The 24,220-nt window shown below is 69.2% G+C and carries 27 protein-coding genes; 18 read left to right on the top strand and 9 right to left on the bottom strand.

The features are described 5' to 3' along the window. Nucleotides 1–71: 71 nt before the first annotated feature. The 3 genes from FZ033_RS07660 to FZ033_RS07650 all read left to right on the top strand — a co-directional run bounded on the left by FZ033_RS07660 (nucleotide 72) and on the right by FZ033_RS07650 (nucleotide 2,606). A complete protein-coding gene (locus tag FZ033_RS07660) occupies nucleotides 72–635 on the top strand; it encodes an HD domain-containing protein (RefSeq protein WP_149575800.1) in 564 nt (187 codons plus the stop codon). Further along, nucleotides 632–1,138 carry a tyrosine phosphatase family protein gene (locus FZ033_RS07655; RefSeq protein WP_149575564.1) on the top strand — a complete coding sequence of 169 codons (507 nt, stop codon included), beginning with the start codon at nucleotides 632–634 and terminating at the stop codon, nucleotides 1,136–1,138. The genes FZ033_RS07660 and FZ033_RS07655 overlap by 4 nt, the downstream gene beginning before the upstream one ends. A gap of 298 nt (nucleotides 1,139–1,436) precedes the next feature. Further along, entirely contained in the window at nucleotides 1,437–2,606 is a 1,170-nt protein-coding gene (locus FZ033_RS07650; protein ID WP_149575563.1) for an MFS transporter, read from the top strand. A 103-nt stretch (nucleotides 2,607–2,709) separates the two neighbouring features. Here FZ033_RS07650 and FZ033_RS07645 read toward each other — a convergent pair whose 3' ends face one another. Beyond that, a complete protein-coding gene (locus FZ033_RS07645; protein WP_149575562.1) occupies nucleotides 2,710–3,636 on the bottom strand; it encodes a methyltransferase domain-containing protein in 927 nt (308 codons plus the stop codon). A gap of 65 nt (nucleotides 3,637–3,701) precedes the next feature. Between FZ033_RS07645 and FZ033_RS07640 the strand changes: the two genes are divergently transcribed. Both FZ033_RS07640 and FZ033_RS07635 read left to right on the top strand, forming a co-directional pair. Continuing rightward, nucleotides 3,702–4,748, top strand: coding sequence for a ligase-associated DNA damage response exonuclease (locus FZ033_RS07640; protein ID WP_149575561.1), 1,047 nt, complete (start codon nucleotides 3,702–3,704; stop codon nucleotides 4,746–4,748). Continuing rightward, the gene (locus FZ033_RS07635; protein WP_149575560.1) at nucleotides 4,745–6,373 is read left to right on the top strand and encodes a cisplatin damage response ATP-dependent DNA ligase; all 1,629 of its coding nucleotides are present in this window, start codon (nucleotides 4,745–4,747) and stop codon (nucleotides 6,371–6,373) included. The genes FZ033_RS07640 and FZ033_RS07635 overlap by 4 nt, the downstream gene beginning before the upstream one ends. A 24-nt stretch (nucleotides 6,374–6,397) precedes the next feature. Here FZ033_RS07635 and FZ033_RS07630 read toward each other — a convergent pair whose 3' ends face one another. Further along, nucleotides 6,398–7,075, bottom strand: coding sequence for a S24 family peptidase (locus FZ033_RS07630; RefSeq protein ID WP_149575559.1), 678 nt, complete (start codon nucleotides 7,073–7,075; stop codon nucleotides 6,398–6,400). Between the two features lie 159 nt (nucleotides 7,076–7,234). Here FZ033_RS07630 and FZ033_RS07625 point away from each other — a divergent pair, with 159 nt between their 5' ends. Further along, nucleotides 7,235–7,597, top strand: a complete 363-nt coding sequence (locus FZ033_RS07625; RefSeq protein ID WP_149575558.1) for a DUF952 domain-containing protein — start codon at nucleotides 7,235–7,237, stop codon at nucleotides 7,595–7,597. Here the strand turns inward: FZ033_RS07625 and FZ033_RS07620 are convergent, their stop codons facing one another. Further along, complete coding sequence (locus tag FZ033_RS07620) at nucleotides 7,598–8,923, bottom strand: MATE family efflux transporter (protein ID WP_149575557.1); 1,326 nt, start codon at nucleotides 8,921–8,923, stop codon at nucleotides 7,598–7,600. It lies immediately after the preceding gene. Nucleotides 8,924–8,929: 6 nt separating this feature from the next. After that, complete coding sequence (locus FZ033_RS07615) at nucleotides 8,930–9,199, bottom strand: DUF6460 domain-containing protein (protein ID WP_149575556.1); 270 nt, start codon at nucleotides 9,197–9,199, stop codon at nucleotides 8,930–8,932. A 191-nt stretch (nucleotides 9,200–9,390) separates the two neighbouring features. On the opposite strand from FZ033_RS07615, the gene FZ033_RS07610 reads away from it, so the two are divergent. After that, entirely contained in the window at nucleotides 9,391–9,960 is a 570-nt protein-coding gene (locus tag FZ033_RS07610) for a LysE family translocator (RefSeq protein WP_232847376.1), read from the top strand. 38 nt (nucleotides 9,961–9,998) lie between these two features. Here FZ033_RS07610 and FZ033_RS07605 read toward each other — a convergent pair whose 3' ends face one another. Continuing rightward, nucleotides 9,999–10,904, bottom strand: coding sequence for an alpha/beta fold hydrolase (locus FZ033_RS07605; RefSeq protein WP_149575554.1), 906 nt, complete (start codon nucleotides 10,902–10,904; stop codon nucleotides 9,999–10,001). A gap of 365 nt (nucleotides 10,905–11,269) precedes the next feature. Here FZ033_RS07605 and ffh point away from each other — a divergent pair, with 365 nt between their 5' ends. The 3 genes from ffh (at nucleotide 11,270) to FZ033_RS07590 (ending at nucleotide 15,096) form a co-directional block, all read left to right on the top strand. Continuing rightward, a complete protein-coding gene (ffh, locus tag FZ033_RS07600; RefSeq protein ID WP_149575553.1) occupies nucleotides 11,270–12,808 on the top strand; it encodes a signal recognition particle protein in 1,539 nt (512 codons plus the stop codon). A 125-nt stretch (nucleotides 12,809–12,933) separates the two neighbouring features. Next, nucleotides 12,934–13,299 carry a 30S ribosomal protein S16 gene (gene rpsP, locus FZ033_RS07595; RefSeq protein ID WP_149575552.1) on the top strand — a complete coding sequence of 122 codons (366 nt, stop codon included), beginning with the start codon at nucleotides 12,934–12,936 and terminating at the stop codon, nucleotides 13,297–13,299. 300 nt (nucleotides 13,300–13,599) lie between these two features. Continuing rightward, a complete protein-coding gene (locus FZ033_RS07590; RefSeq protein WP_149575551.1) occupies nucleotides 13,600–15,096 on the top strand; it encodes a leucyl aminopeptidase in 1,497 nt (498 codons plus the stop codon). 371 nt (nucleotides 15,097–15,467) lie between these two features. On the opposite strand, the gene FZ033_RS07585 is transcribed toward FZ033_RS07590, so the two are convergent. Next, nucleotides 15,468–15,725 carry a hypothetical protein gene (locus FZ033_RS07585; RefSeq protein WP_149575550.1) on the bottom strand — a complete coding sequence of 86 codons (258 nt, stop codon included), beginning with the start codon at nucleotides 15,723–15,725 and terminating at the stop codon, nucleotides 15,468–15,470. Between the two features lie 112 nt (nucleotides 15,726–15,837). Between FZ033_RS07585 and FZ033_RS07580 the strand changes: the two genes are divergently transcribed. Next, complete coding sequence (locus FZ033_RS07580; RefSeq protein ID WP_149575549.1) at nucleotides 15,838–16,299, top strand: DNA polymerase III subunit chi; 462 nt, start codon at nucleotides 15,838–15,840, stop codon at nucleotides 16,297–16,299. A gap of 73 nt (nucleotides 16,300–16,372) precedes the next feature. On the opposite strand, the gene FZ033_RS07575 is transcribed toward FZ033_RS07580, so the two are convergent. After that, entirely contained in the window at nucleotides 16,373–16,819 is a 447-nt protein-coding gene (locus tag FZ033_RS07575; protein WP_149575548.1) for a phage holin family protein, read from the bottom strand. After that, complete coding sequence (locus FZ033_RS07570; RefSeq protein WP_149575547.1) at nucleotides 16,816–17,109, bottom strand: hypothetical protein; 294 nt, start codon at nucleotides 17,107–17,109, stop codon at nucleotides 16,816–16,818. Before FZ033_RS07570 ends, FZ033_RS07575 begins: the two co-directional genes overlap by 4 nt. 102 nt (nucleotides 17,110–17,211) lie before the next feature. Here FZ033_RS07570 and FZ033_RS07565 point away from each other — a divergent pair, with 102 nt between their 5' ends. The 4 genes from FZ033_RS07565 to FZ033_RS07550 all read left to right on the top strand — a co-directional run bounded on the left by FZ033_RS07565 (nucleotide 17,212) and on the right by FZ033_RS07550 (nucleotide 20,323). After that, the gene (locus tag FZ033_RS07565) at nucleotides 17,212–17,871 is read left to right on the top strand and encodes a 2-hydroxychromene-2-carboxylate isomerase (protein WP_149575546.1); all 660 of its coding nucleotides are present in this window, start codon (nucleotides 17,212–17,214) and stop codon (nucleotides 17,869–17,871) included. A 153-nt stretch (nucleotides 17,872–18,024) separates the two neighbouring features. Further along, nucleotides 18,025–19,245: a SorA family sulfite dehydrogenase catalytic subunit gene (gene sorA / locus FZ033_RS07560; protein ID WP_149575545.1), complete on the top strand. Its 1,221-nt coding sequence runs from the start codon at nucleotides 18,025–18,027 to the stop codon at nucleotides 19,243–19,245. Between the two features lie 11 nt (nucleotides 19,246–19,256). Further along, the gene (sorB, locus tag FZ033_RS07555) at nucleotides 19,257–19,580 is read left to right on the top strand and encodes a SorB family sulfite dehydrogenase c-type cytochrome subunit (RefSeq protein WP_149575544.1); all 324 of its coding nucleotides are present in this window, start codon (nucleotides 19,257–19,259) and stop codon (nucleotides 19,578–19,580) included. 245 nt (nucleotides 19,581–19,825) lie between these two features. Beyond that, complete coding sequence (locus FZ033_RS07550; protein WP_149575543.1) at nucleotides 19,826–20,323, top strand: hypothetical protein; 498 nt, start codon at nucleotides 19,826–19,828, stop codon at nucleotides 20,321–20,323. A gap of 7 nt (nucleotides 20,324–20,330) precedes the next feature. Here FZ033_RS07550 and FZ033_RS07545 read toward each other — a convergent pair whose 3' ends face one another. Further along, nucleotides 20,331–21,287 carry an alpha/beta hydrolase gene (locus tag FZ033_RS07545; protein WP_149575542.1) on the bottom strand — a complete coding sequence of 319 codons (957 nt, stop codon included), beginning with the start codon at nucleotides 21,285–21,287 and terminating at the stop codon, nucleotides 20,331–20,333. Between the two features lie 178 nt (nucleotides 21,288–21,465). On the opposite strand from FZ033_RS07545, the gene FZ033_RS07540 reads away from it, so the two are divergent. From FZ033_RS07540 to FZ033_RS07530, 3 genes are all read left to right on the top strand, one after another. Further along, on the top strand, nucleotides 21,466–21,939 hold the full coding sequence (locus tag FZ033_RS07540; RefSeq protein ID WP_149575541.1) for a secondary thiamine-phosphate synthase enzyme YjbQ: 474 nt from the start codon (nucleotides 21,466–21,468) through the stop codon (nucleotides 21,937–21,939). 106 nt (nucleotides 21,940–22,045) lie between these two features. Then, a complete protein-coding gene (locus FZ033_RS07535) occupies nucleotides 22,046–22,720 on the top strand; it encodes a response regulator (protein ID WP_149575540.1) in 675 nt (224 codons plus the stop codon). Between the two features lie 134 nt (nucleotides 22,721–22,854). Then, nucleotides 22,855–24,216 carry an AmpG family muropeptide MFS transporter gene (locus FZ033_RS07530; RefSeq protein WP_188079370.1) on the top strand — a complete coding sequence of 454 codons (1,362 nt, stop codon included), beginning with the start codon at nucleotides 22,855–22,857 and terminating at the stop codon, nucleotides 24,214–24,216. Nucleotides 24,217–24,220: the final 4 nt, after the last annotated feature.

Here is a 24,220-nt window from a genome sequence, read left to right as displayed (position 1 = left end):
TGCCGACGACCCCGCAGGCCCCTGCCCCCGCCCGCCGGAAAAAGCCGGCCCCGGCGCGGGCGTGGCAGCGCATGCTGTCCGGGCGGCGGCTCGATCTGCTCGATCCCTCCCCCCTCGACGTGGAGATCGAGGACATCGCCCACGGCCTTGCCCGTGTCGCCCGCTGGAACGGGCAGACTTCCGGCGCCAACATCTTTTCGGTGGCGCAGCATTCGCTGCTGGTGGAGCGCCTGTCGCGCCGCTCCCACCCGGACCTCGACCCGCGCTGGCGGCTGTGCGTGCTGCTGCACGACGCCCCCGAATATGTGATCGGCGACATGATCTCGCCGTTCAAGGCGGTGCTGGGGGGCGACTACAAGGCGGTGGAGGCCCGGCTCCTGGCCGCCATCTCGATCCGCTTCGGCCTGCCGACGGTCTGGCCGGCACCGCTGGTCAAGATCGTGAAGGCATCGGACCATGCCGCCGCCTATTTCGAGGCGACGCGCCTTGCCGGTTTCGCCGTCGAGGAGGCCAAGGCCTTCTTCGGCCGCCCGGCCCGCCTCGACGCTGCGGCGGAAAAGGACTATCTCACCCCATGGGAGGCAGAGACCGCAAAAACGCGGTTTCTGAAACGGTTCGAGGAGCTGAAGCCATGATCCATGTCTGCTCCCTCGCCAAGCTGCACGATACGGTCGAGACCACGGGCGCGCGGCACGTCATCACGCTCATCAACGGGAACACGGTTCTGACCCGTCCGAGCAATGTGGACCCCACCAACCATCTCTTCCTCGGCATCAACGACATCGTCGAGGAGATCGAGGGCATGGTGGCGCCGGACGAGACGCACATGCACGAGCTGTTCGAGTTCGTGCATGCCTGGCCGCGCGAGGCGCCCTTGGTGATCCATTGCTATGCCGGCATCTCGCGCTCCACCGCGGCGGCCTATGCCACCCTGTGCGCCTTGCTGCCGGACCGCGACGAGATGGAGCTGGCCCAGCGCCTGCGCCACGCCTCGCCCACGGCGACGCCCAATCCGCGCATCGTGGCGCTGGCCGATACGGTGCTGAAGCGGGACGGGCGGATGGTGGCCGCCATCCACGCCATCGGCCGTGGCGCCGACGCCTTCGAGGGTGAGCCCTTCAGCCTGCCGGTGCGCTGAGGCCGGACGGTCCGGCTGCACACTGCGGGATCGGCCCGCCGAAGCGGGAAGGTGCGGTCGCGAGCCCGGCACCAGTGCCTTTGCGTCATGGGCACCCGCAGCGAATGATAGGCGGCTGTCGCGACAGCGTGATCCGCGAAAGCGGCGCGGGGCAATCGCGCTGCGGCGCAGCATGCTCTAGGATCGTGCGCACATCGATCCCGGCCGGCCTCGCAAGCCGGGACCGCCCAGCCCCGCTTCCGACCCTGCCCGCCCGGCGCACCGCCCCTGCTGCGGCCCGCGCGGCCGGAGACTGCCCATGACCTCATCTTCCGCCAGCGCCGAAGGCGCCGGCTTCGGACGCATCTTCGCCATGGCCGCCGCCGCGGGCGTGGCGGTGGCCAACATCTATTACAACCAGCCCATGCTGGCTGTGATGGAGCGCGACCTGCCCGGTCCCCTCACCCCGCTGGTGCCCACGGTGACGCAGATCGGCTATGCCGCCGGCCTGTTCCTGCTGGTGCCGCTCGGTGATGTGGTGGAGCGGCGGCGCCTCATCGTGATCCAATTCGTGGCGGTGGCGGCGGCGCTGGCCTTCTCCGCGCTGGCGCAGGGGCCGCTGGCGTTGCTCGCCGCCTCGCTGCTCGTGGGCCTCGGCTCCACGGTGGCGCAGCAGATCGTACCGCTGGCGGCCCACCTCGCGGCACCGGAAAAGCGCGGCGCCACGGTGGGCATGGTGCTGTCGGGCATCCTCGCCGGCATCCTGCTCAGCCGCACCCTGTCGGGCTTCGTCGCCGCCCATGCCGGCTGGCGCGACATGTTCTGGCTGGGCGTGCCCATGGCGCTCCTCGCCGGAGGCCTGATGGCGCTGACCCTGCCCCGCAGCATGCCCGAGACCAGCCTGTCCTACGGCCGCCTCCTGGGATCGCTGGGCGCCCTGTGGCGCGAGTTTCCCACCCTGCGCCGGGCCGCCGTCACCCAGGCGCTGATCTTCGCCGCCTTCATCGCCTTCTGGACCATCCTGGCCTTCCGGCTGGAAGGACCGCCCTTCCACCTCGGCGCGCAGGCGGCGGGGCTGTTCGGCATTCTCGGCCTCGTGGGCATCTTCGCCGCGCCCCTGTCCGGGCGCTTCGCCGACCGCAGGGGACCCGGCAGCGTGGTGATCTGGGGCGCCGGCCTCGCCTTGGTCGCCTGGCTCATCTTCTTCGCTTGGCCCGGCATCGCCGGCATGGTGGTGGGCGTCATCGTGCTCGACTTCGCCATGCAGGGCGCGCTGGTGGCCAACCAGCACATCGTGTTCGCGCTGCGGCCCGCCGCCCGCGCGCGGCTCAACACCATCCTCATCGGCACCATGTTCGTGGGCGGGGCCTTGGGCTCGGCGGCGGCGACGCTCGCCTGGGGCTTCGGCGGCTGGCCGGCGGTGTGCACGGCGGGACTTGCCTGCGGTGCTCTTGCTCTCGCCATCCAGGCGCTGGGCCGCAGGGGCTGACTATACCATCGACCCCGGTCTTCGACCGGTGCCGAGTGGGTTCGCTCAAGCGCCGCGTGGGCTTGACCAAAGGCCCATGAGCCAAGCTCACCGGCCTTTGGTGCTACCCCAGCACGCAGACGAGGCCGGGCACCGCCACGCCCTTTTCCGCGCGGGTGGACGCGGCCTCCAGCAGCACCACGCCGAGCCCCGCCGTCTCCGCCAGCGCGCGGACATGATCTGCGGAATGGGCATAGCGCAGGGTATCGCGCAGGATCACGCCTTCGCCGTCATGGGTCTCCAGCGTGAAGGCGAAGAGGCCCTCGGGCCTCAGTGCCCGCCGCGCCGCGTGAAGGATGGGCGCAAGGTCCGCCACGTAGCACAGGGCATCGGCGGCGAGGATAAGGTCGAGGCCGGCCTCCGGCACGGCCTCCAGCGCCGCGCCCATCTCGCCGGCCTCAAGCCGGGCATAGAGACCCAGCGCTGCCGCCTTCTCCAGCATGGCGGGGGACAGGTCCACCCCGGAAAGCTGCTCCACCACCGTCGCGAACAGGACCCCGGCGAGCCCGGTTCCGCAGCCCAGATCCAGCCCCTCGGCGAAGGCGAGGGTGCGGCCCCGCGCTGCCGCCCCCCGCGCCACCGCCTCGAACAGCAGCTCCGGCCCGCGATAGGCGAGCTTGTCGCGCAGGGCGGTGTCGAAGCGGTCGGCATATTGATCGAACAAGGTGCGCACATAGGCCGCCGACATGGCCCCCGCCGCCGGCGCCACGCCGAGCCGGGCCAGATGCAGCCCCGCCCCCAGCGCGTCGTCGGGATCGAGCGCGCGCACCCGCTCGAAAGCCTCGGCCGCACCATCACGGTCGGAGAGCGCGGCGCGCGCCTCCCCCAGCAGGAACCAGGCGGCGGCGAAATGGGGGGCGTCCGCCACCGTCTCGGCCAGCAGCTCGGCGCAGGCGCCCGCATCGCCCTCGGCGAGGAAGGCGCGGGCCCAGTCGAGCCGCCGGTCGAGCACGGGATCGCCGGACAGGAGGGTGAAGGCGGAATGAGCCACTGGAACCAAACCTCGCGAAACCGCATTGCGCTTCCCATATAGGTGGCAAGCCGCTTCATAAAGACATGCGCCCGGAAGACCTGCTCTGCCCCTCGCCCAAGGGCCTTTATTCCCCCGCCGGCGACTTCTACGTGGACCCGACGCGCGCCGTGCCGCGGGCGCTGATCACCCACGGCCATTCGGACCATGCCCGCGCCGGCCACGCTTATGTGCTCGCCACCCGGGAGACGCTGGACCTCATGGCCATCCGCTACGGCGAAGGCTTCGCCGGCGCGTCCCAGGCGCTGGCCTATGGCGAGGCGGTGGTCATCAACGGCGTGCGCGTGAGCCTGCATCCCGCCGGCCACGTGCTCGGCTCGGCCCAGGTCCGGCTGGAGAAGGACGGGCTCGTGATCGTGGTGTCCGGCGACTACAAGGACGCCGCCGACCCCACCTGCGCCCCGTTCGAGCCGGTGCGCTGCCAGGTCTTCGTCAGCGAGGCGACCTTTGGCCTGCCGGTCTTCCGCCATCCCCCGGCAGCGGCCGAAACCGAGAAGCTGCTCGCCTCGGTGCGCATCTTCCCGGAGCGCACCCATATCGTCGGCGCCTATTCGCTGGGCAAGGCGCAGCGCATGATGGCGCTGATGCGCGCCGCCGGCCACGACGCGCCGATCTATGTGCACGGGGCGCTCACCGCCATCACCGACTATTACGAGGCTCATGGCATGGCCTTGGGCGACATCCGCCCGGTGAAGGGCACGGACAAGGCCGCCTTCGCGGGCGCTGTGGTGATCGCCCCGCCCTCGGCCATGACCGACATCTGGGCGCGGCGCTTCGCCGATCCCATCACCTGCTTTGCCTCCGGCTGGATGCGGGTGCGCGCCCGGGCCCGGCAGCGCGGCGTGGAGCTGCCGCTGGTGGTGTCCGACCATGCGGACTGGGACGGCCTCTGCGCCTCCATCCAGGCCACGGGCTGCGAGGAGCTGTGGGTGACCCACGGCGCCGAGGATGCGCTGGTCCACTGGGCCCAGACCCGGCAATTGCGCGCCCGCCCGCTCCACATGGTGGGCTATGGCGAAGAGGACGAGGAGGCGGCTCCCGCTGACGGCGCCGCGCCGGGGGCTGAGCCATGAACCGCTTCGCCGCCTTGCTCGACCGCATGTCCTATGAAGCCGGGCGCAACGCCAAGATCCGGCTGATGGCGGACTATTTCCGCACCACGCCGGACCCGGAGCGCGGCTTTGCGTTTGCGGCGCTCACCGGCGCGCTCTCCTTCGCCAATGCCAAGCCCGGCGTGGTGCGCGCGCTCATCATGGAGCGGGCCGACCCGGTGCTGTTCGAGATGTCCTACGATTATGTGGGCGACCTCTCGGAAACCGTCGCCCTCATGTGGCCGAAGCTGGAGGACGCCCCCGCCCACGCGCCGCTCCTGTCCGAGATCGTCCACGGCCTCTCCACCCTCTCCCGCTCCACCCTGCCCCGCCGCCTGGCCGACTGGCTCGACGGGCTGGACGAGACCGGCCGCTGGGCGCTGCTGAAGCTCATCACCGGCGCCATGCGGGTGGGCGCCTCCGCCCGCCTCGCCAAGACTGCGGTGGCAAGCCTTGGAAGCGTCACGCCGGACGAGGTGGAGCTGGTCTGGCCCGGCCTCGCGCCGCCCTATGAAGCGCTGTTCGCCTGGGTGGAGGGCCATGGGCTGCGGCCTGAGACCTCCAACCCCGCCCCGTTCCGCCCGGTGATGCTGGCCCACGCCATCGAGGAAGCCAATTTCGCCGACCTCGCTCCCGGCGACTTCAGCGCCGAATGGAAGTGGGACGGCATCCGCGTGCAGGCGGTGGCCGGCACCGGGCCGGACGGGGTGCGGGCGGTGCGGCTTTATTCCCGCACCGGTGAGGACATCTCCGAGGCCTTCCCCGACCTTGCCGATTCCATCGCCTTCGACGGCGCCATGGACGGGGAATTGCTGATCGTCCGCGCGGGGCGGGTGGAGCCGTTCAACGTGCTCCAGCAGCGGCTCAACCGCAAAACCGTCACGGTGAAGATGCTGGCGGAATTTCCCGCCCACATCCGCGCCTATGACCTGCTGGTGGAGGGCGGCGAGGACCTGCGCGCCCTGCCCTTCGCCGCCCGCCGGGCGCGGCTGGAGGCGCTGGTGGGGAAGCTGTCGTCGCCCCGCATCGACCTCTCCCCGCTGGTGCCGTTTGCCGGCTGGGATGACCTCACCCGTGCCCGCGCAGACCCTGCCTCTGCCGGCGCCGGGCCGGACGCCGGGGCGGTGGAAGGGGTGATGATCAAGCGTGCCGACAGCCCCTATCTGCCCGGCCGCCCCAAGGGGCCGTGGTGGAAATGGAAGCGCGATCCGCACACGGTGGACGCCGTGCTCATGTATGCCCAGCGCGGCCACGGCAAGCGCTCGTCCTTCTATTCGGACTACACTTTCGGGGTGTGGACGCAGGGCGAGGAGGGCGATGTGCTGGTGCCCGTGGGCAAGGCCTATTTCGGCTTCACCGACGAGGAGCTGAAGCTGATCGACGCCTTCGTGCGGCGCGCCACCATCAACCGCTTCGGCCCGGTGCGGGAGGTGGTGCACGAGAAGGACGAGGGGCTGGTGCTGGAAGTGGCCTTCGAGGGCCTCGCCCGCTCCACCCGCCACCGCTCCGGCATCGCCATGCGCTTCCCCCGCATCGCCCGCCTGCGATGGGACAAGCCGCCGGGCGAGGCCGACCGGCTGGAGACGCTGGAGGCGCTGCTGCGGTAGGCGTTGCTGCTGAAAGCGCTCTCCCTACTGGCTCGCCCAGATGATGCGCGCCATCCACTCCAGCTGGTCCAGCGGGATCTGCCGGTCCTCGTGGGCGGGGTTGAGGGAGCGCAGCTCCACGTGGCGGGTGGTTCTGCGCACCAGCTCCTTGGCCAGGACCTCGCCCTCGCGGGTCTTCACCACCACCCGGTCGCCGCGCCGCACCGGCGTGCCCGGCGAGACCACCACGATGTCGCCGTTGCGATAGACCGGCTGCATGGAATCCCCCGCAATCTCCAGCGCGTAGGCGTGCCGGTCCTCCACTTCGGGAAAGGCGATCTCGTCCCAGCCCGTGCCGACGGGAAAGCCGGCATCGTCGAAGAAGCCGCCCGAGCCCGCCTGGGCGAAGCCGATCTGCGGGATGGCGTGGATGGGACCCGTCAGCGGCTGGCTTTCCTCGGCGAAGCCGTGGGTCCCGCCATGGCGCTCATCGGCCGGCACCATCATGGCGAAGAACAACTCGGCGCTGGTGCCGGTGGCCGACAGGGCCTTGGCGATGCTCTCCGTGGAGGGCCAGCGCAGGCGGCCGTCGGTGGTGATGCGCTTGGAGCGGTTGAACGTGGTGGGGTCGAGCCCGGACCGCCGCGCCAGCCCCGACGTGGACAGCCCATGCTGTTCCGCGAGCTGGTCGATGGCACGCCAGACCTGGCCGTGAGTGAGCATCGAGCTTCCGTGTCCTGCTGCTTGAGTCCGGACAATAAGAATTTGTTCCCTGTTTGTACAGGACTTCTGTCCTGATGCAACCCTGAGACGCATAAGGTTGCCGTTTTGTTCGATCCCGCGTAAGGGAGCCGCTGAAGATCCCCGTCGCGGAGTTGCCCCGTGCCTGACACCTCCCCCACCCCTGCCATCATCTTCAAGATCTGCCCCGCCCCCCTGTGGGCGCAGGCGGAGGCCGAGGGCGTATTCTCCGGCGCGCCGGTGGACTACGCGGACGGCTATATCCATTTCTCTACCGCCGCGCAGGCGCGGGAAACGGCAGCGCGGCATTTCAAGGGCGCCGGCGACCTCAAGCTCGTCGCGGTGGCGGCCGAGCCGCTGGGCGCGGCCCTGCGCTGGGAGCCCTCGCGCGGCGGCGCCCTCTTCCCCCACCTCTACGGCCCCCTGCCGCTTGGCGCCGTGCTGTGGGTGAAGGACCTGCCGCTGGGGCCAGACGGCGCCCACGTCTTCCCGGACATGGCCTGATCACGCCCCGAAGGTGCGGCGCTCCAGCGCCGGCAGGCGCAGCGCCTGGAACGCCCCGCGGGCGATGAGGAAGGCGAGGAAGGCGAGCCATAGGCCGTGATTGCCGAGCCCCCGCAGCCCCCACCAGGCGGCGAGATAGACCGCGAGGGCACACAGCATCAGGTTACGCATGTCGCGCGACCACAGGGCGCCGATATAGACCCCATCGAAGGCATAGGCGGCAACGCCCGCCACCGGCAGCAGCGCGGCATAGATGAGGAAATCGCGCGCCGCCGCGCGCACCTCTTCGCTCGTGGTCATGGCATCCACGATGGCCGGGCCGATGGCGAGATACAGCGCGCAGGCCACCAGCGCGAACACCAGCCCCCAGATGAGGCACAGCCGCACCCCGGTGGAGAAATCCGCCCGCCGGCGCCCGCCCACCGCCGCGCCGCAGATCTGCTCGGCGGCGGTGGCGAAGCCGTCGAGGAAATAGGCGGCCACCATCACCATGTTCTGGAGCACGGCGTTGGCGGCCAGCGTCACATCCCCCGCCCGCGCGCCCTGCGCGGCGAAGAAGGAGAAGGCGAACATCAGCGCCGCCGTGCGGATCATGATGTCGCGATTGAGCAGGAACGATTCGGCGAGCCGCGCCCGGTTGAACAGTACCCCGCGCGGCAGGGCCACCGCGCCGCCCAGCATCCTCAGGCACAACAGCAGCCCCGCCGCGGTGCCGGCGATCTCCGCCATCAGCGTGCCGGCGGCCGCGCCCGTGACACCCCAGCCGCCGCCGAGCACGAGGCCGGCGGTGAGCACCATGTTGAGCAGGTTCATGCCCACCTGCAGCGCCAGCGCCCGGCCGGTGCGCCCGAGGCCCACCAGCCAGCCCAGCACCACGTAGTTGGCCAGGGTGAAGGGCGCGGCGAAGATGCGCACGGCATAATAGGCGCGCACCGCCGCGTTCACCTCCTCGCTCGCGCCGGCAAGGCCAAGGGCGGCGTAGGCGATGGGCGCCTGAAGGGCGATGAGCACCAGACCCAGCGCCCCGGCCAGCAGCAAGGCGCGGGCGAGCACGGCGCGCTCTTCCACGCCGTCGCGCCGGCCCACGGCCTGGGCGGCGAGGCCCACCGTGCCCATGCGCAGGAAGCCGAACACCCAGAACAGCATGTCGAAGATGACGGCGGCGAGCGCCACGCCGCCCAGCAGCGCCGCATCGCCCAGCCGCCCCACCACCGCTGCGTCCACGATGCCCAGCAGCGGCGTGGTCAGGTGCGCCACCGTCATGGGCAGCGCTATGGCGAGCACCCGCCGATGCGTGACCCGGCCGTCAGCCGCGGCGAGGGTCATGGGGGATCAGCCCCGGCCGAGGACGCGCAAAATGAGCCAGAGCGGGATGACCACCACGGCGCCGAGCAGGAAATAGCGCCACAGCCGCTCCACAGCCTCGAAGCTGAAGTTGAACAGGCTGCGCACCAGCCGTTCCAGGCTGGTGAGGATGTTCATGGGGTCGATGCCCAGCGCCGCGAGGATGACGCCCACCACCACCGAGAGGATGACGAGGCGCACCAGCACCCAGGCGGGCGACCCGCCGAAGAAACGGGTGATCTCGTTGGTCTCGGGCATGGGGTCCTCCTGTCGGAAGGCAGGTCTAGCACAGCTTCGCGCGCGCCGGGAATGCGGCCGCTCAGAGCGCGATCCGATCGGATCGGCGCGTGCGCTCCGGGAAATCCCCATGTGACACCAGCTTCCGTTGGCCGCCGGCGGGGCGCCCTCTAAAGTCCGCCTCGCCCATGGCGGCCGAACGGATGACACGCGTGCCCACAGCCGAGTTTCTCTTCGCCATCTGGGGCCTTCTGCTCACGCCCGGCCCCACCAACACGCTGCTGGCCCTGTCCGGCGCGTCGGCGGGCTTGCGCCGGTCCACGCGGCTGATGCCGGCGGAGCTTGCCGCCTACCTCCTCGTGGTAACGCCGCTGGCGCTGTTCGGGGCCGACCTCCTCGCTCGGCAGCCGCTCGCGGCCAGCGCGGTGAAGCTCGCGGCGGCGGGCTGGGTCGCCTTCCTCGCCGTGAAGCTCTGGCGGGTGGAAGCGGGCCGCGCCCAGGTGGAGGCCATCACCCCGCGCCGGGTGTTCGTGACGACGCTGCTCAATCCCAAGGGGCTGATCATCGGCCTCACGCTCCTGCCCCATGGGGCCGCGCCGGTCTTCCTGCTGCATCTCGGCCTGTTTGCCGCCTCGGTCCTGATGGTGGCGGCGATCTGGGCCGGCGCCGGCGGGATGATGAAGCGCGACACCGCCGAGCCGCCCCTCGTCTATCGACGCGCCGCCGCCTGCTGGCTCGCTCTCCTCGCCGCCGCGCTGGTCGGCGCCGCGCTGCGGGCCTGAGGGATCGCGCGGAAGGTCCGCGTTGCTGCGCCGGCAGATCATCCGGCGGCGAGGAAGGCCTTGACCAGCGCGACGGTCGCGGCCGGGTTCTCCTCCATGATCCAGTGCCCGCTGCCGGGGACGACGGCGCCCTGAACGTCCGTGGCGGCGAATTTCATCACCTCCGCCATGGTCAGGCCGAACGACATTTCGCCGCCCAGCGCCAGCACCGGCACAGTGAGCTTGCCGGCGGCGAGGAAGGCCTTGTTGTCGATCGCATCCTGGTCGAAGGCGGCAAACTGGGCGAAGCCGGCCCGCATGGCGCCCGGCAAGGCATAGAGCGCGGCGTAGTGCGCCCGTGCCGCCTCGCCGAAATGGCTGGGATGGGCGGAGAATTCGTTCCAGAAGCGGTCGAGGTAGATGCGTTCGCGCCCCGCCACCAGCCGCTCCATGTCCGGGCCACCGAAGCGGAAATGCCAGAGCAGCGGATTCTTGAGGATCTCCTCCCACGGCCCCACACCCGGCAACGGCGCGTCGATGAGGACAAACCGTGTCACCCGGTCGCGATGGAGGGCGGCGAAGGCGAAGCCCACCATGTTGCCGATGTCGTGGGTGACGAGGGCGGCCTTCTCGATGCCCAGCGCATCCAGCACGCCGGCGACATCGCCGGCCTGGGTCTTCTTGTCGAAGCCGCCATCCGGCTTTGCCGAAAGCCCCATGCCCCTCAGGTCCGGCACAACCACGGTATGGTCCGGCGCCAGCGCGGCAGCCATCGCGCCCCACATGTCGCCGGTTTCGCCATAGCCGTGCAGCAGGACGACCACCGGCCCGCTGCCGCCGAAGCGGACATGGATGGTCGTGCCGTTGGTTGCGATCTCCCGCGTGCGGAAATCCGCAGGGAAGGGAATGACCTGCGCAGGCGCGGCGCCGGTGGCGGCTGTGTCAGAGGTGGCGGTGTCAGGCATGGGACTTCCTCCGTCGCAGCAACCTCGAAGCGCGTGCGCGTCCGGAGGAGTATGGCCTCATACGGCCGCGGGCAGTAGTGTGGCGTGGCTGGTTTCCGCTCGCCGCAAACGGAACCCGCAACGAAGGCGATGATCGGGAATCCGGATCCGGAATTTGCCTCTCCGGCGCAAAGGTGCTAACCACCCGCACTTCACGAGGACGGCCATGCCGATCCCGCCGACCGGACCTTGAGTCCGGAGGTCACCGCCCGACAGCGCGTTGCGCCCTCGGGCGCGATCTGCGTTGTCTTGAGGCGTAGCCGTCTCGACACGTGCGCGGGGCCGGCACCGGCCCGTCTTATGTGAAACCCAAACCACGGACGGCCATGTTCGATACCCTTTCCGACCGCCTCGGCGGCATACTCGACAAGCTGAAGCGGCGCGGCGCCCTCACCGAGGCCGACGTGGGCGAGGCCATGCGCGAGGTGCGCCGGGCGCTGATCGAGGCGGACGTGGCCCTCGACGTGGTGCGCTCCTTCACCGACCGGGTGAAGAACCGCGCCGTGGGCGTGGAGGTCATCAAGTCGGTAACCCCCGGCCAGATGGTGGTCAAGATCGTCCATGACGAGCTGGTCGCCACCCTGGGCTCCGACGCCGACCCCATCGACCTCAACGCCCCCGCCCCCGTCCCCATCCTGATGGTCGGCCTGCAGGGCTCGGGCAAGACCACCTCCACGGCCAAGATCGCCAAGCGCCTCACCGAACGCGGCAAGCGCAAGGTGCTGATGGCGTCCCTAGACACCCGCCGCCCCGCCGCCATGGAGCAGCTCGCCACCCTCGGCAAGCAGGTGGACGTGGCCACCCTGCCCATCGTCGCCGGCCAGAGCGCGGTGCAGATCGCCAAGCGCGCCATCGAGGCGGCGAAGCTCGGCGGCTACGACGTGGTCATGCTCGACACCGCCGGCCGCGTGACGCTGGACGAGGCCCTCATGGCCGAGGTGGCCGAGGTGAAGGCCGCCACCAGCCCGCACGAAGTGCTGCTGGTGGCCGACAGCCTCACCGGCCAGGACGCGGTGAACACCGCCAAGGCCTTCGACGGCCGGGTCGGCCTTACCGGCATCGTGCTCACCCGCGCCGACGGCGACGGCCGCGGCGGCGCGGCGCTGTCCATGCGCGCGGTCACCGGCAAGCCCATCAAGCTGCTCGGCACCGGCGAGAAGATGGACGCCCTGGAGGATTTCGATCCCCATCGCGTGGCCGGCCGCATCCTCGGCATGGGCGACGTGGTCGCCTTGGTGGAGAAGGCCGCCGAGGCCATCGACATCGAGAAGGCGAAGGTCACCGCCGAGCGCATGCGCAAGGGCACCTTCGACCTTGACGACCTGCGCAGCCAGCTGGAGCAGATGGCGAAGATGGGTGGCTTAGGCGGCCTCATGGGCATGCTGCCCGGCGTCGCCAAGATGAAGAACCAGATCGCCTCCGCCAATCTCGACGACAAGGTGTTCAAGCGGCAGGTGGCCATCATCAATTCGATGACGCCGAAGGAGCGCCGCGCCCCCAAGCTCCTCGACGCCTCGCGCAAGCGCCGCATTGCGGCCGGCTCGGGCACCAAGGTGGAGGAAATCAACCGCCTCCTGAAGATGCATCGCCAGATGGCCGACGTGATGAAGTCCCTCGGCGGCGCCGCCGGCAAGCGCGGTCCCCTGGCGGGCCTTGCTGGCATGATGGGCTTCGGCGGCGGCGGGCCTTCGCCCGAGATGCTCAAGGACATGGCCGACAAGATGGGCGCCGGCGGTCCCGGCGGCGCGGGCGGACTGCCGCCCAACTTCCCCGGCCTGCCGGGGGGCCTGCCCTCCAAGTTCCCCGGCGGCCTGCCGGGCCTGCCGAAAGGCCTTCCTGGACTGGGAGGCTCGAAGAAGAAGTAACGCGGATTCCAACTCTCCATCATGGCCGGGCTCGGATGCCCGGCACAGGCCGGGTCTGACGACCCCGACCAGCACGATCACCTAATCGCACGATCACCTAATCGAACGACCAAAGGAAGAAACTCATGTCCCTGAAGATCCGTCTCGCCCGCGGCGGCGCCAAGAAGCGCCCCTACTACCGCATCGTCATCGCCGACGCCCGCTCGCCCCGCGACGGCCGCTTCATCGAGAAGATCGGCACCTTCAACCCGCTGCTGGCCAAGGATGCCGAGAACCGCGTGGTGCTCGACCTCGACAAGGCCAAGGCCTGGCTCGAGAAGGGTGCCCAGCCCACCGACCGCGTCGCCCGCTTCCTGGACGCCGCCGGCCTGCTGAAGCGCGATGCCAAGAACAACCCCAAGAAGGGCGAGCCCGGCGAGAAGGCCAAGGAGCGCGCCAAGGAGCGGGCCGAGAAGGCCGCCGCCGGCACCGAGGACGCCGCCGCCGAGTGAGGCCCACGGCCTCGTCTCTGACGGTTCAAAGGGGGGCGCCCGGCGCCCCCCTTTTCTTTTGCGCGGGAGGCTTGTGCGCCGAGGGGGGTGCGCCGAATGACGGCTTCCCTTCGGTCCGCGGCCGAAATCGCGGCGCCGGGTGCCGCTGCGCCCTTTCCATCCTCCGCCAACATCCCATCTAGACGGGAGCCTCGAAGCTCGGGCGCGGCGGCATGGGCGGTTCCACCCGCGCGCCAGCCGGTCTAGAGAAAGAGGCGACAGACCGATTCCTTGAAAAGCCTTTCCTGCCCGGAGCGTCGCATGTCCGAATCCGTCACCCTCTCGTTCGCACGGCTCACCGCCGCCCCCAAGGGCGTGCTGATCGTGCTGACCGACGAGACCCTCGCCTTCGGCGCGCAGACGCAGAAGCTGCTGAAGGGCGCCGATGCCGCCATCACCCGCGCCTTCGACGCCGAGCGCTACAAGGGCAAGGCCTGGAGCACCATCGACCTGCTCGCCCCCGCCGGCCTCGATGCGCCGCGCCTGGTGGTGATCTCCGTGGGCAAGGCCGGGGAGCTGAAGCCCTCCGATTTCCTCAAGCTCGGCGGCGTGGCGGCGGGCAAGATCCCCTCCTCCGCCCGCGAGGCGACCGTGGTGCTCGATCTGCCGGGCGCCAAGATCGGCCCCGAGTCGGCGTCCGAAGTGGCCCTCGGCATCCGCCTGCGCACCTACAGCTTCGACCGCTACAAGACCAAGAAGAAGGACGACACCGAGCGCGGCGCCCTCGCCGTGACCCTGCTGGTATCCGATGAGGCCGGCACCAAGCGCGCCGTCACCGCCGCCGATGCGGTGGGCGACGGCGTGCTGTTCGCCCGCGACCTGGTGAACGAGCCCGCCAACGTGCTCGACCCGCCCGAGTTCGCCCGCCGCGCCGAGGAGCACCTGTCGTCCGTGGGCGTCGAGATCGAGGTGCTGGACGACGCCGGCCTCGCCCGCGCCGGCATGCACGCCTTGCTTGGCGTCGGCCAGGGCTCCATCAAGGAGAGCCGCGTCGTCATCATGCGCTGGAACGGCGGGCCGGCCGGCGAGCCGCCCGTGGCGTTCATCGGCAAGGGCGTGACCTTCGACACCGGCGGCATCTCCATCAAGCCAGCCGCCGGCATGGAGGACATGAAGGGCGACATGGGCGGCGCCGCCTGCGTCACCGGCCTGCTCTATGCCCTCGCCGCCCGCAAGGCGAAGGTGAATGCGGTGGGCCTCATCGGCCTGGTGGAGAACATGCCCGATGGCGCTGCCCAGCGCCCCGGCGACATCGTCACCTCCCTGTCGGGCCAGACCATCGAGATCATCAACACCGATGCCGAGGGCCGGCTCGTGCTCTCCGACGTGCTCTGGTACGCCAAGGAGCAGTTCAAGCCCAAGTTCATGATCGACCTTGCCACCCTCACCGGCGCCATCCTGGTGGCGTTGGGGTCGGAATATGCCGGCCTGTTCTCCAACGACGACGCCTTGAGCGAGCGCCTCACCAAGTCCGGTCAGGAGACCGGGGAGCGGGTGTGGCGCATGCCGCTGGGCCCGGAATACGACAAGCTGGTGGATTCCAAGTTCGCCGACATGAAGAACACCGGCGGCCGCCATGCCGGCTCCATCACCGCCGCCCAGTTCCTCCAGCGCTTCGTGGACAAGACCCCCTGGGCGCACCTGGACATCGCCGGCACCGCCATGTCGTCGCCCGCCTCCGACATCAACAAGAGCTGGGGCTCGGGCTGGGGCGTGCGCCTGCTCAACCAGCTGGTGAAGGATCACTACGAGGGGTGAGGCGGCACGCCTCTCTTGTCGTCAAGCCTCTCCCACCGTCGCCCTCCGGCTTGACCGGAGGGCCCATCTCCCGGCAAGCGCAGGCGCCGAAGAGTTGGGACAAGCGGCGCCATGGATCCTCCGGTCAAGCCGGAGGATGACGGGGGGAGGCAGAACGCGGTGCGGCGACTTATTCCGCCGGACCGGCGTGCGGGGGATGCTTCGGCTCGGTCAGGCGCATGGCGGCGTAGCCCATAGCGATCACCACCACGGGCAGCACCACATATGCATAGAGCGGCCGATCATATCAGTCGTCCAAGCACGCTTCTCGCCATGACAGGCCCGCGTGCTTTCAGCTCGCTGGTGAAACGCCGTTGCACGAGATAAATGACCTATTGCGATGGCCTCGACCACGGCGCATCGCCGAGACTGATTTTCGTTCCATGGGAGACACAGTGAAATCCAGTCACTGTCTCTGTTGATTGCCTTTCGACACGACGCTCGAATTCCACTACGTCAATTTTCACGCGCTCCCAAAACACCTGCTCGCATTTATCCGTTTCCAAAAGCCCTGGAAAAAAGGCGCTTAAAAGTCTCAAAATAAAAATGAGGGGCTTTACTTTCGTAAAAATTTTTGCGATAATGTTCATAGAAAAATTCCTCGCTTTGTTGGCGCAAAACGAGGGGAGTATTGATGTAGAAGGCGCCCGAGGTCAAGAGGTTTCTTGGATCTTGGAGAGACGCCCTATATCGTAATCATCCATGACCGAAATCCTCTTCTACCACCTCGAACGCCGCCCGCTGGAGCAGGTGCTGCCGACGCTTCTGGAGAAGTCGCTGGAGCGCGGCTGGCGGTGCGTGGTGCAGTGCGGGTCGGCGGAGCGGCGCGATGCGCTCGATGCGCATCTGTGGACCTACAGCGAGGCCTCGTTCCTGCCCCACGGCACCGAGGCCCAGCCGGTGCCGGAGCGCCAGCCGGTGCTCATCTCCACCACCGAGGCCAACCCCAACGGCGCGCAGGTCCGCTTCCTGGTGGATGCCGTGCCGCTGGCCGATTCCACGCCCTATCTGCGCGTGGTGCATCTGTTTGACGGGCGCGACGATGAGCAGGTGGCCGCCGCCCGCGAGCGCTGGCGCGAGGCCAAGGCCGCCGCCACCGCGCAGGGCCACGACCTCACCTATTGGCAGCAGGACGAGAACGGCCGCTGGGTGCGCAAGGCGTGAACCCGAGCCCGCGCGGCGCTTGAGCGAAAACACGGCGTGAACCACCCCCGCGCGGCGTTTGAGCGAAACCCGCTCACGCCTTCGGGCGGCGGAAGGCCCTCAGCAGGAAGGTGAGCACCGGCACCACCAGCCCCGGCACCGCCGCGAAGGAGGCGAACTGGGACAGGCTGGACGAGGTGGCCTTCATCTCCGCCTGCACCGCGTCCATGGCGGCCTGGTTCACCTGGTTGGCGAGGCCGAGTTCCCGCGAGGGCTTCAGCGTCGCGCCCACCACCGCCACGATGAGGGCCAGCACCAGCCCCCCGGCGCCGACCACAACGGCCGCCCAGATCGCCCCCAGCGAGGCTTCCAGCGCGAGGAACAGCGCCACGCCGAGCATCACCACGCCGAAGCTCGCCACCAGCGCCGCGAAGGCGAACAGGCCCACCCGCGCCGCCACGTGGCGCAGGTGGATCTCGGCGATGATGGTGTTGGTGCGCAGCAGGATCTTGAGGTTCCGCGCCAGCTGATCGACATTCATCCCGCATTCCTTCCCGTGCGCACGATCGTCACCGGCCGCAGCAGCGCGCCGACCACCACTCCGGCCAGGAACGACACCGCCATCCAGGCCAGGGGATTGAGCCGCACCGCGCGCCGCGCGCGCCTTGATCCCGCATCCATGGCGGCATCAGGGGCCGCCGCGTCCGTCTCCATGGCCGCCTTCAGGGCAGCGCCCGAAAGCTCGCTCTGGAGCCCCATCAATTCCGTATGCCGCTCTTCGCCCAATGATGCCTCCCGGATCACCATGTGGGCCGCCTGAGAGGGGACCACCGGCGTTTCCCTGTCAAGCTGACCTGCGTGTACAACTGTCCGCGGCGGCGATTGATCCGTGCCGCCGGATCCTGCATCCAGAGCCCCCGGACCCGCCCTCCCATGACCGCGCCAAACCCGACCGCCCCAGACCACACGCCCCATCGCCAAATCGATTATTTCTTCTCCTGCGTCAGCCCGTGGAGCTTCCTTGGCCACGCGCCATTCATGGCGGTGGCGCGACGGCACCACGCCGCCGTCGCCTTCCATCCGGTGGAGCTGGGGCCTGTATTCGCGCAGACCGGCGGCCTGCCGCTGGCCAAAAGGGCGCCGGAGCGCCAGCGCTACCGGCTGGTGGAACTCCAGCGCTGGCGGGCCAAGCTCGGGGTGGACCTTCATCTGGCGCCGGCCTTCTGGCCCTTCGACGGCGCGCTGGCGGACCAGACCATCATCGCCGCCCTTCAGGCCGGCCTGCCGGTGGATGACCTCGTCGCCCGCATCTGTTCGGGCGTCTGGCAACGGCAGGAAAATCTCGCCCTGCCGGAGGTCATCGCCGGCCTCGCCGACGCCGTGGGCCTGCCCGGCGACAGCCTCGTCGCGGCGGCCCAGGGCGAGGCGGCGAAAGCGGCCTATCTGGACAACCGGGAGAAGGCCATGGCGGCGGACGTGTTCGGCGCCCCGTCCTATGTGCTCGACGGCGAGGTGTTCTGGGGCCAGGACCGCATCGAACTCCTGGATGAAGCCCTCGCCAGCAAGCGTCCGCCGTTCCGGCCGACGGCGTGAGAGTCCATCCGGCGAATCGGGGGCAGGATCAGGGCAAACCATGAGGCGCGAAAAGAATGCGCTCATTCCGGCCAAGCTTCAGGTTAACTCGGATAGAGTGGAATCAGACAAGGTCCGAAATCAACCGGGCCGCTGTGGATGGGAGGGTGTTCAATGGTCACGAGACGGCAGGCATTGAGGTCAGTCGGCGGCATGGTCTTGGGATACGGGGCCTCCCTCGCGGCCGGCTCCCGGCTCGCGGCCGCCGCTGCGGAGAGCATCACCCTTCCCTTCGCCAACGGCGAGCGGCCGCTTGTGACCTATCCCGGCAAGCGGGCGCTGATCGGCCTGACATCGCGTCCGCCGCAGCTGGAAACCCCGTTTTCGGTGTTCAACGAGGGCATACTGACGCCGAACGACGCGTTTTTCGTGCGCTATCATCTGGCCGACATCCCGCTGGAGATCGACCCGGCAGCCTTCCGCCTGGAGGTGAAGGGCAAGGTCTCGACGCCGCTTTCGCTTTCGCTCGACGAGCTGAAGACCAAGTTCGATCCGGTCGAGTATGTCGCCGTGCATCAATGCTCCGGCAACAGCCGGGGCTTTTTCGAGCCGCGTGTGGGTGGCGGGCAGGCCGGCAACGGCTTGATGGGCAATGCCCGGTGGAAGGGCGTGACCCTGAAATCCGTGCTGGAAAAGGCCGGCATCGCCAGCGGGGCGGTGGAAGTCTATTTCACCGGGCTCGACAATCCCGTCATCCCGGAGACGCCGCGTTTCGCCAAGTCGCTGAAGCTTGATCATGCGCTCGATGGCGAGGTCATGCTGGCCTACCAGATGAACGGTGAGGACCTGCCCTGGCTGAACGGCTTCCCGCTGCGCCTCGTGGTCCCCGGCTATTTCGGCACCTACTGGGTCAAGCACCTCAACCACATCGCCGTTCTCGACAAGCCGCTCGACAATTTCTGGATGAGCACGGCATATCGCATCCCCGACAATGACTGCGCCTGCGTGCCTGCGGGCGGCAAGCCCGAGAAAACCGTGCCCATCGGCCGCTTCGCCGTCCGCTCGTTTCTCACCAACGTTCTCGATGGCGCAACGGTGGCGGCGGGCAAGCCGGTGGCATTGCGCGGGATCGCCTTCGACGGCGGCTCGGGGATCGCTCGCGTGGAGGTCTCGGCCGATGGCGGCAAGTCCTTCACGCCTGCCGCGCTCGGCGCGGATCTTGGCAAATACTCGTTCCGCGAATGGACCGCCAACGTGACACTGCCCGCCGGCCGGCACACGCTCAAGGTGCGGGCCACCAACGCGCTCGGCCAGACCCAGCCCATGGAGGCCCGATGGAACCCATCCGGCTACATGCGCAGCGTCGTCGAGACCACCAACGTCGTGGCCGGGTGAGGGACAGAGCGATGATCAAGCATCTCAAATCCCTCGCCATGGCGGTCGCGATCGCCGGTACCTTCGCGGGGCCTCTCGCCGGCTTGGTAGTGGCCAAACCCTTGACCTACGAGCTTCCGGAAGAGACCGCAGTGTTCAAGCCGGGACCTGGGATCGAGTCCGCACAAAACAATTGCGCCGCCTGCCATTCGGCGGACTACGTCACCACCCAGCCGCCGCACATGGGGCGGCCGTTCTGGGAGGCTGAAGTCCACAAGATGATCTCGGCCTACCATGCCCCGATCGACGATACCGACGCCAAGGCGATCATCGATTACCTGGCAGCGACCTACTAGGGCGTCTTCGAGCGAAATGGACCGCAGCCTGATCGGCGAAAGCTTCCATATCTGAAGTTTAGAGCCTGACCTACCAACCCGATTGCGGTGCAATACGGTCGGTGGGTCAAGGCGGGCCACGGGATCGAGGCTGGTCCCTATGCCTTGAGGCATCCCGTAAAGGTCCGGCCGCCCCTTCCGGACCGGATCGGAGCGCTTATGTTTCGCCAAAGGCGGCCGCGCGCCGCCCCTCACGGGAGGCGATGATGACCCGTTCCACCGCTGATCTGCGCCTCGTCGCCCTGTGCGCCCTTGTTTTCTCGCCGCTGGCGGCAACGCCAGCCATGGCGCAGGGCGCGCCCCAAGGAACAGCCCAAGCGGCACCGTCCGCTGAGACCTCCGCGCCGCGCTTCGCGTTCGCCCCGGTGGAGGGCGGCGCGCTGAAGCTCGACCGGGAGACGGGCCGGGTGTCGCTGTGCGCCAAGCGGCCCTCGGGCTTCACCTGCGAGGCGGTGCCCGACACCCGCGATGCCTATGAGGCCGAAATCGCCCGGCTCAAGGCCGAGGTGGATACCCTGCGCCGCGCCGCCGCGGTCGCGCCACAGCCTTTGCCGCCCCAGCCGGGAGCGCCGGTGCCGCCGCCGGGCGCAGCACCCAACGCCACCGACCTCGACCAGGCCTTCGCCTATGCGGAACGCTTCTACCGGCGCCTGAAAGGCCTGATCGACGAGTTGCGCGCCCCGAGCGACGAGGAGCGCCTCTGACTAGCGTTCAGAACTCGCTCAGGTAGGTGCACATGCGCTTCAGGCCCTGATCGGCAAGGGTGCCGGGAAAGCCGATGAAGACGTGGCAGCCGCCGGGATAGACATCGAGCGCCGCCGCGTTGCCAGCCGCGAGCCAGGCGTTGGCCATGAACAGGGTATCGTCGAGCAACGCGTCGCGCGTGCCCACCATGAACAGTGCCTTCGGCAGGCCCTTCAGGTTGCCGAGCAACGGGGAGACGTCCGCCTCTTCCGCCTTGCCCTCCAGCCGAAGATAATTGTTCACGAAGAAGGTGATGTCCTTCGTGTTCAGCACCAGCGGCTCGTCGCCCCAGTTGCGCGCGGAGGGGGTGAGGCGCAGGTCGAAGCAGCCCGCCGTCAGCACCGCCGCCGAGAAGGGCGAGAGCTGGTGGTTGTCGCGCAGCCGCACCAGGGTCGCCACCGCGAGCGTCGCCCCGCCCGATTCGCCGCCGATGGCGAAGCGCTCGGTGCCGAAGCGCGCGCCGCCTTCCTTTACCAGCCACAGCGCCGCCGCCTCGCAATCGTCGGGGCCGGCGGGATAGGGCTCCTCAGGGGCGAGGGCGTAGTCCACCGAGACCACGGCAAGCCCGCACTGGCCGGCGATGCGATCCAGCATCCCCTCGTTCTCCCGCGCCGAGCCGACGGTCCAGCCGCCGCCGTGGATGTGGAGGTAGACACCCTTGGGCGCCTCATCCGGCAGGTAGATGCGCACCGGAATATCCCCGCGCGGGCCGGGAATGGTCTCCTGCCGCGCCCGCGCGCTTTCAGGCGCCAGCGGGAAGACGCCCTTGCCGGAAAGCCGCGCGGCGCGGATCTCCGGCAGCGGCACCGCCCAGCGGTCGGGAATGGTCTTCATGATCTTGACGATGGCGTCGTTGACCATGCGGGTATCGGGCGCGACGGACGCCGGCGAGAACACGGCGGCATCGAGAACCAGCTTCGACATCGGCGACAGTCCTTGGCAGCGGCGGCCAGCCGGCCGCGCTCGCGAGAGAGACGGGGAGATGGCAAAACTGGTACGAGCCGGAACCGCTCCACGCAAGACGCCGATACCAGAAACGCCGCCGATACCAGAAACCACGCCGGCCGGATCGTCCCCGCCGGCGCCCCGCAGGAGACCCGCCATGGCCCGCACCACCCGCTCCGCCCCGACCCTGAGCGATGCCGTGCGCCACGCCGAGTCCCGCCTGCAGGTGACGACGCCCGGCGAGGGCTTCACCGACATCACCGCCGAGGCGGCGGCCTTCCTCGGCGACATCGCGGCCGGCGCGGGGGTGCTGACGGTGTTCTGCCGCCACACCTCGGCCTCCCTCACCATCCAGGAGAATGCGGACCCGGACGTGCGCACGGACCTCCTCAGCGCCCTGAACAGCCTCGCGCCCCGCGATTTCGGCTGGGTCCACGACACCGAGGGTCCGGACGACATGCCGGCCCATGTGCGCACCCTTCTGAGCGACACCAGCCTGTCCATTCCGGTGAGCCAGGGCCGCATGGCGCTCGGCACATGGCAGGGCCTTTACCTGATCGAGCATCGCAACCGGCCCCAGCGCCGCGAGGTGGTGCTGGCATTCACCGGAACAATCGGCCATATGGCGTGATCGGCTTGTCACCGCTCCGCCACGGATTGATGATCGGGCGAGCCGATTCGCGGCGGGCACCGCCCTCCCGCGGAGACAAGAAGGGCGGAGCCGCCGGGAGGGAGCATTGGGAGAAGCCGCCGGGAGCAGCCTGCGCCTCGTTATCGCCGACGACCACCCCCTGTTCCGCGGCGCCCTGCGCGAGGCGGTGCTCGGACGTCATGCCGATGCCACCATCGAGGAGGTGGGCACCTTCGACGATCTGACCGCGCTCCTGGAACGCGACCGCGATTTCGACCTGATCCTGCTCGACCTCACCATGCCGGGGGCGCGCGGCTTTTCCGGCCTCATCTATCTGCGCGCCCAATATACCAGCCTGCCGGTGGTGGTGGTATCGGGGAACGAAGAGTCCGCGGTGATCCGCCGCTGCATCGACCTCGGCGCCTCGGGCTTCATTCCCAAGACCATGAGCGTCGCCGACATGCGCGATGCGGTGGCGAGCGTGCTCGGGGGCGAGGCCTTCGTGCCGTCGGACATCAGCCTCGCCGCCCGCGCCGACGCGGAGACGGACGCCATCATCGCCCGCCTCGCCACCCTGACGCCCCAGCAGGTGCGGGTGCTGATGATGTTGTCCGAAGGCCGGCTCAACAAGCAGATCGCCTATGAGCTGAGCGTCTCGGAGGCGACGGTGAAGGCCCATGTCTCCGCCATCCTGCAGAAGCTGGGCGTGGAAAGCCGCACCCAGGCCGTGATCGCAGTGTCCAAGGTGGAAGCCGGGCTCTGGAGCCAGTCCCAGGCCTGAGGGCCATGGCCTGACGGCGTCCGTCGCCCCGGTAGGGACCTTTTCACCGGTCACGGTCTAAAGCACGTCGGGACAGGTCTGGCGCACGGGCCTCCCGACCGCGCCCGCCCACCGGCAACGGCCGAAGGATCCATATGACCGAGCAAACCCTCAGCCCGTCCGGCGGCACCGCGCCGCAGCGCCGCTCCCTGAAGGAGGCGTTCGCGCTCTACACCCAGCGCGACGTGCTGAGCGTCAGCCTGCTCGGCTTCTCCTCGGGCCTGCCACTGGCGCTCACCGGCGGCACCCTCGCCTTGTGGATGAAGGACGTGGGGGTGACGCTCACCACCATCGGCCTGTTCAGTCTGGTGGGCCTGCCCTACACCCTGAAATTTCTCTGGGCGCCGGTGCTCGATGCGGTCGACGTGCCGCTGCTGTCGCGGCTGCTGGGCCGGCGGCGCGGTTGGCTGCTGGCCTGCCAGATCGTGCTCATTGCCGCTATTGCCGCGCTCGCGGTGCAGGACCCTGTGGTTTCCCCCTTCGCGGTGGCCGCTTGCGCGCTGGCAGTGGCCATCGCCTCCGCCACCCAGGACATCGCGGTGGACGCCTTCCGCGTGGAGCGGCTGGATAGCTCCAGCGAGCAGGCCGCCGGCATGGCCGGCTACGTTACGGGATACCGCTTGGCCATGCTCGTGACGGGTGCCGGTGTCATCGCCCTGGTGGCCTATCTTGAGGAAGCGCACGGCCTGCCGCGGGGCACCAGTTGGTTCTGGGGCTACGCGCTGGCGGGGGCGTGCGTCGCCATCGGCGTCATCGCCACCCTGTTCGCCCGCGAGCCAAAGGCACCGGAACGCAAGGTGGGAGAGGGCACCGGACACCGGCTCATCGCCACCACGGTGGGGGCGTTCCGCGACTTCCTCACCCGCGACCAGGCGGTGATGATCCTGCTGTTCGTCATGCTGTTCAAATTCTGCGATGCCTTCGCCGGCGTGCTCACCGGGCCGTTCGTGCTGGACATCGGCTTCAGCAAGGCCACCTACGTGGAAATCGTGAAGGTGGTGGGCTTCGGCGGCACCATCGTCGGCGGCTTCGTCGGAGCCTACCTTGCCCGCGCCTATCCGCTCGTCACCTGCCTGTGGATCTCCGGCGTGCTGCAGATGACGTCGAACCTCGGCTTCACCCTGCAGGCCTATGCCGGGCCGAACGCGAGCGTGCTCACGGGCGTGATCCTGGTGGAGAACTTCACCAGCGCCATCGGCACCGTGATCTTCGTCGCCTACCTCTCCGCCCTGTGCGGGGCGCGCGAGCACACGGCGACCCAATATGCGCTGCTCACCGCGCTCACCGCCGTGGGCCGGACCCTGCTCGGCTCCTCCAGCGGCGCCATCGCCGAGGCATCGGGCTGGCCGCTGTTCTTCGCCCTCACGGCGGTGGCGGGGCTGCCGGGCCTTGTCGCCCTGGGCTGGCTGCAGGCGAAGGGCCACTTCCGCGCGCTGAGGCCCGACGACGCCGGCTAAGCCT

The sequence above is a fragment of the Xanthobacter oligotrophicus genome (assembly GCF_008364685.1).
Taxonomy (GTDB): domain Bacteria; phylum Pseudomonadota; class Alphaproteobacteria; order Rhizobiales; family Xanthobacteraceae; genus Xanthobacter; species Xanthobacter oligotrophicus.
Note: the sequence above shows the minus strand (reverse complement) of the source record. Positions and strands in the feature narration are given on the sequence as shown.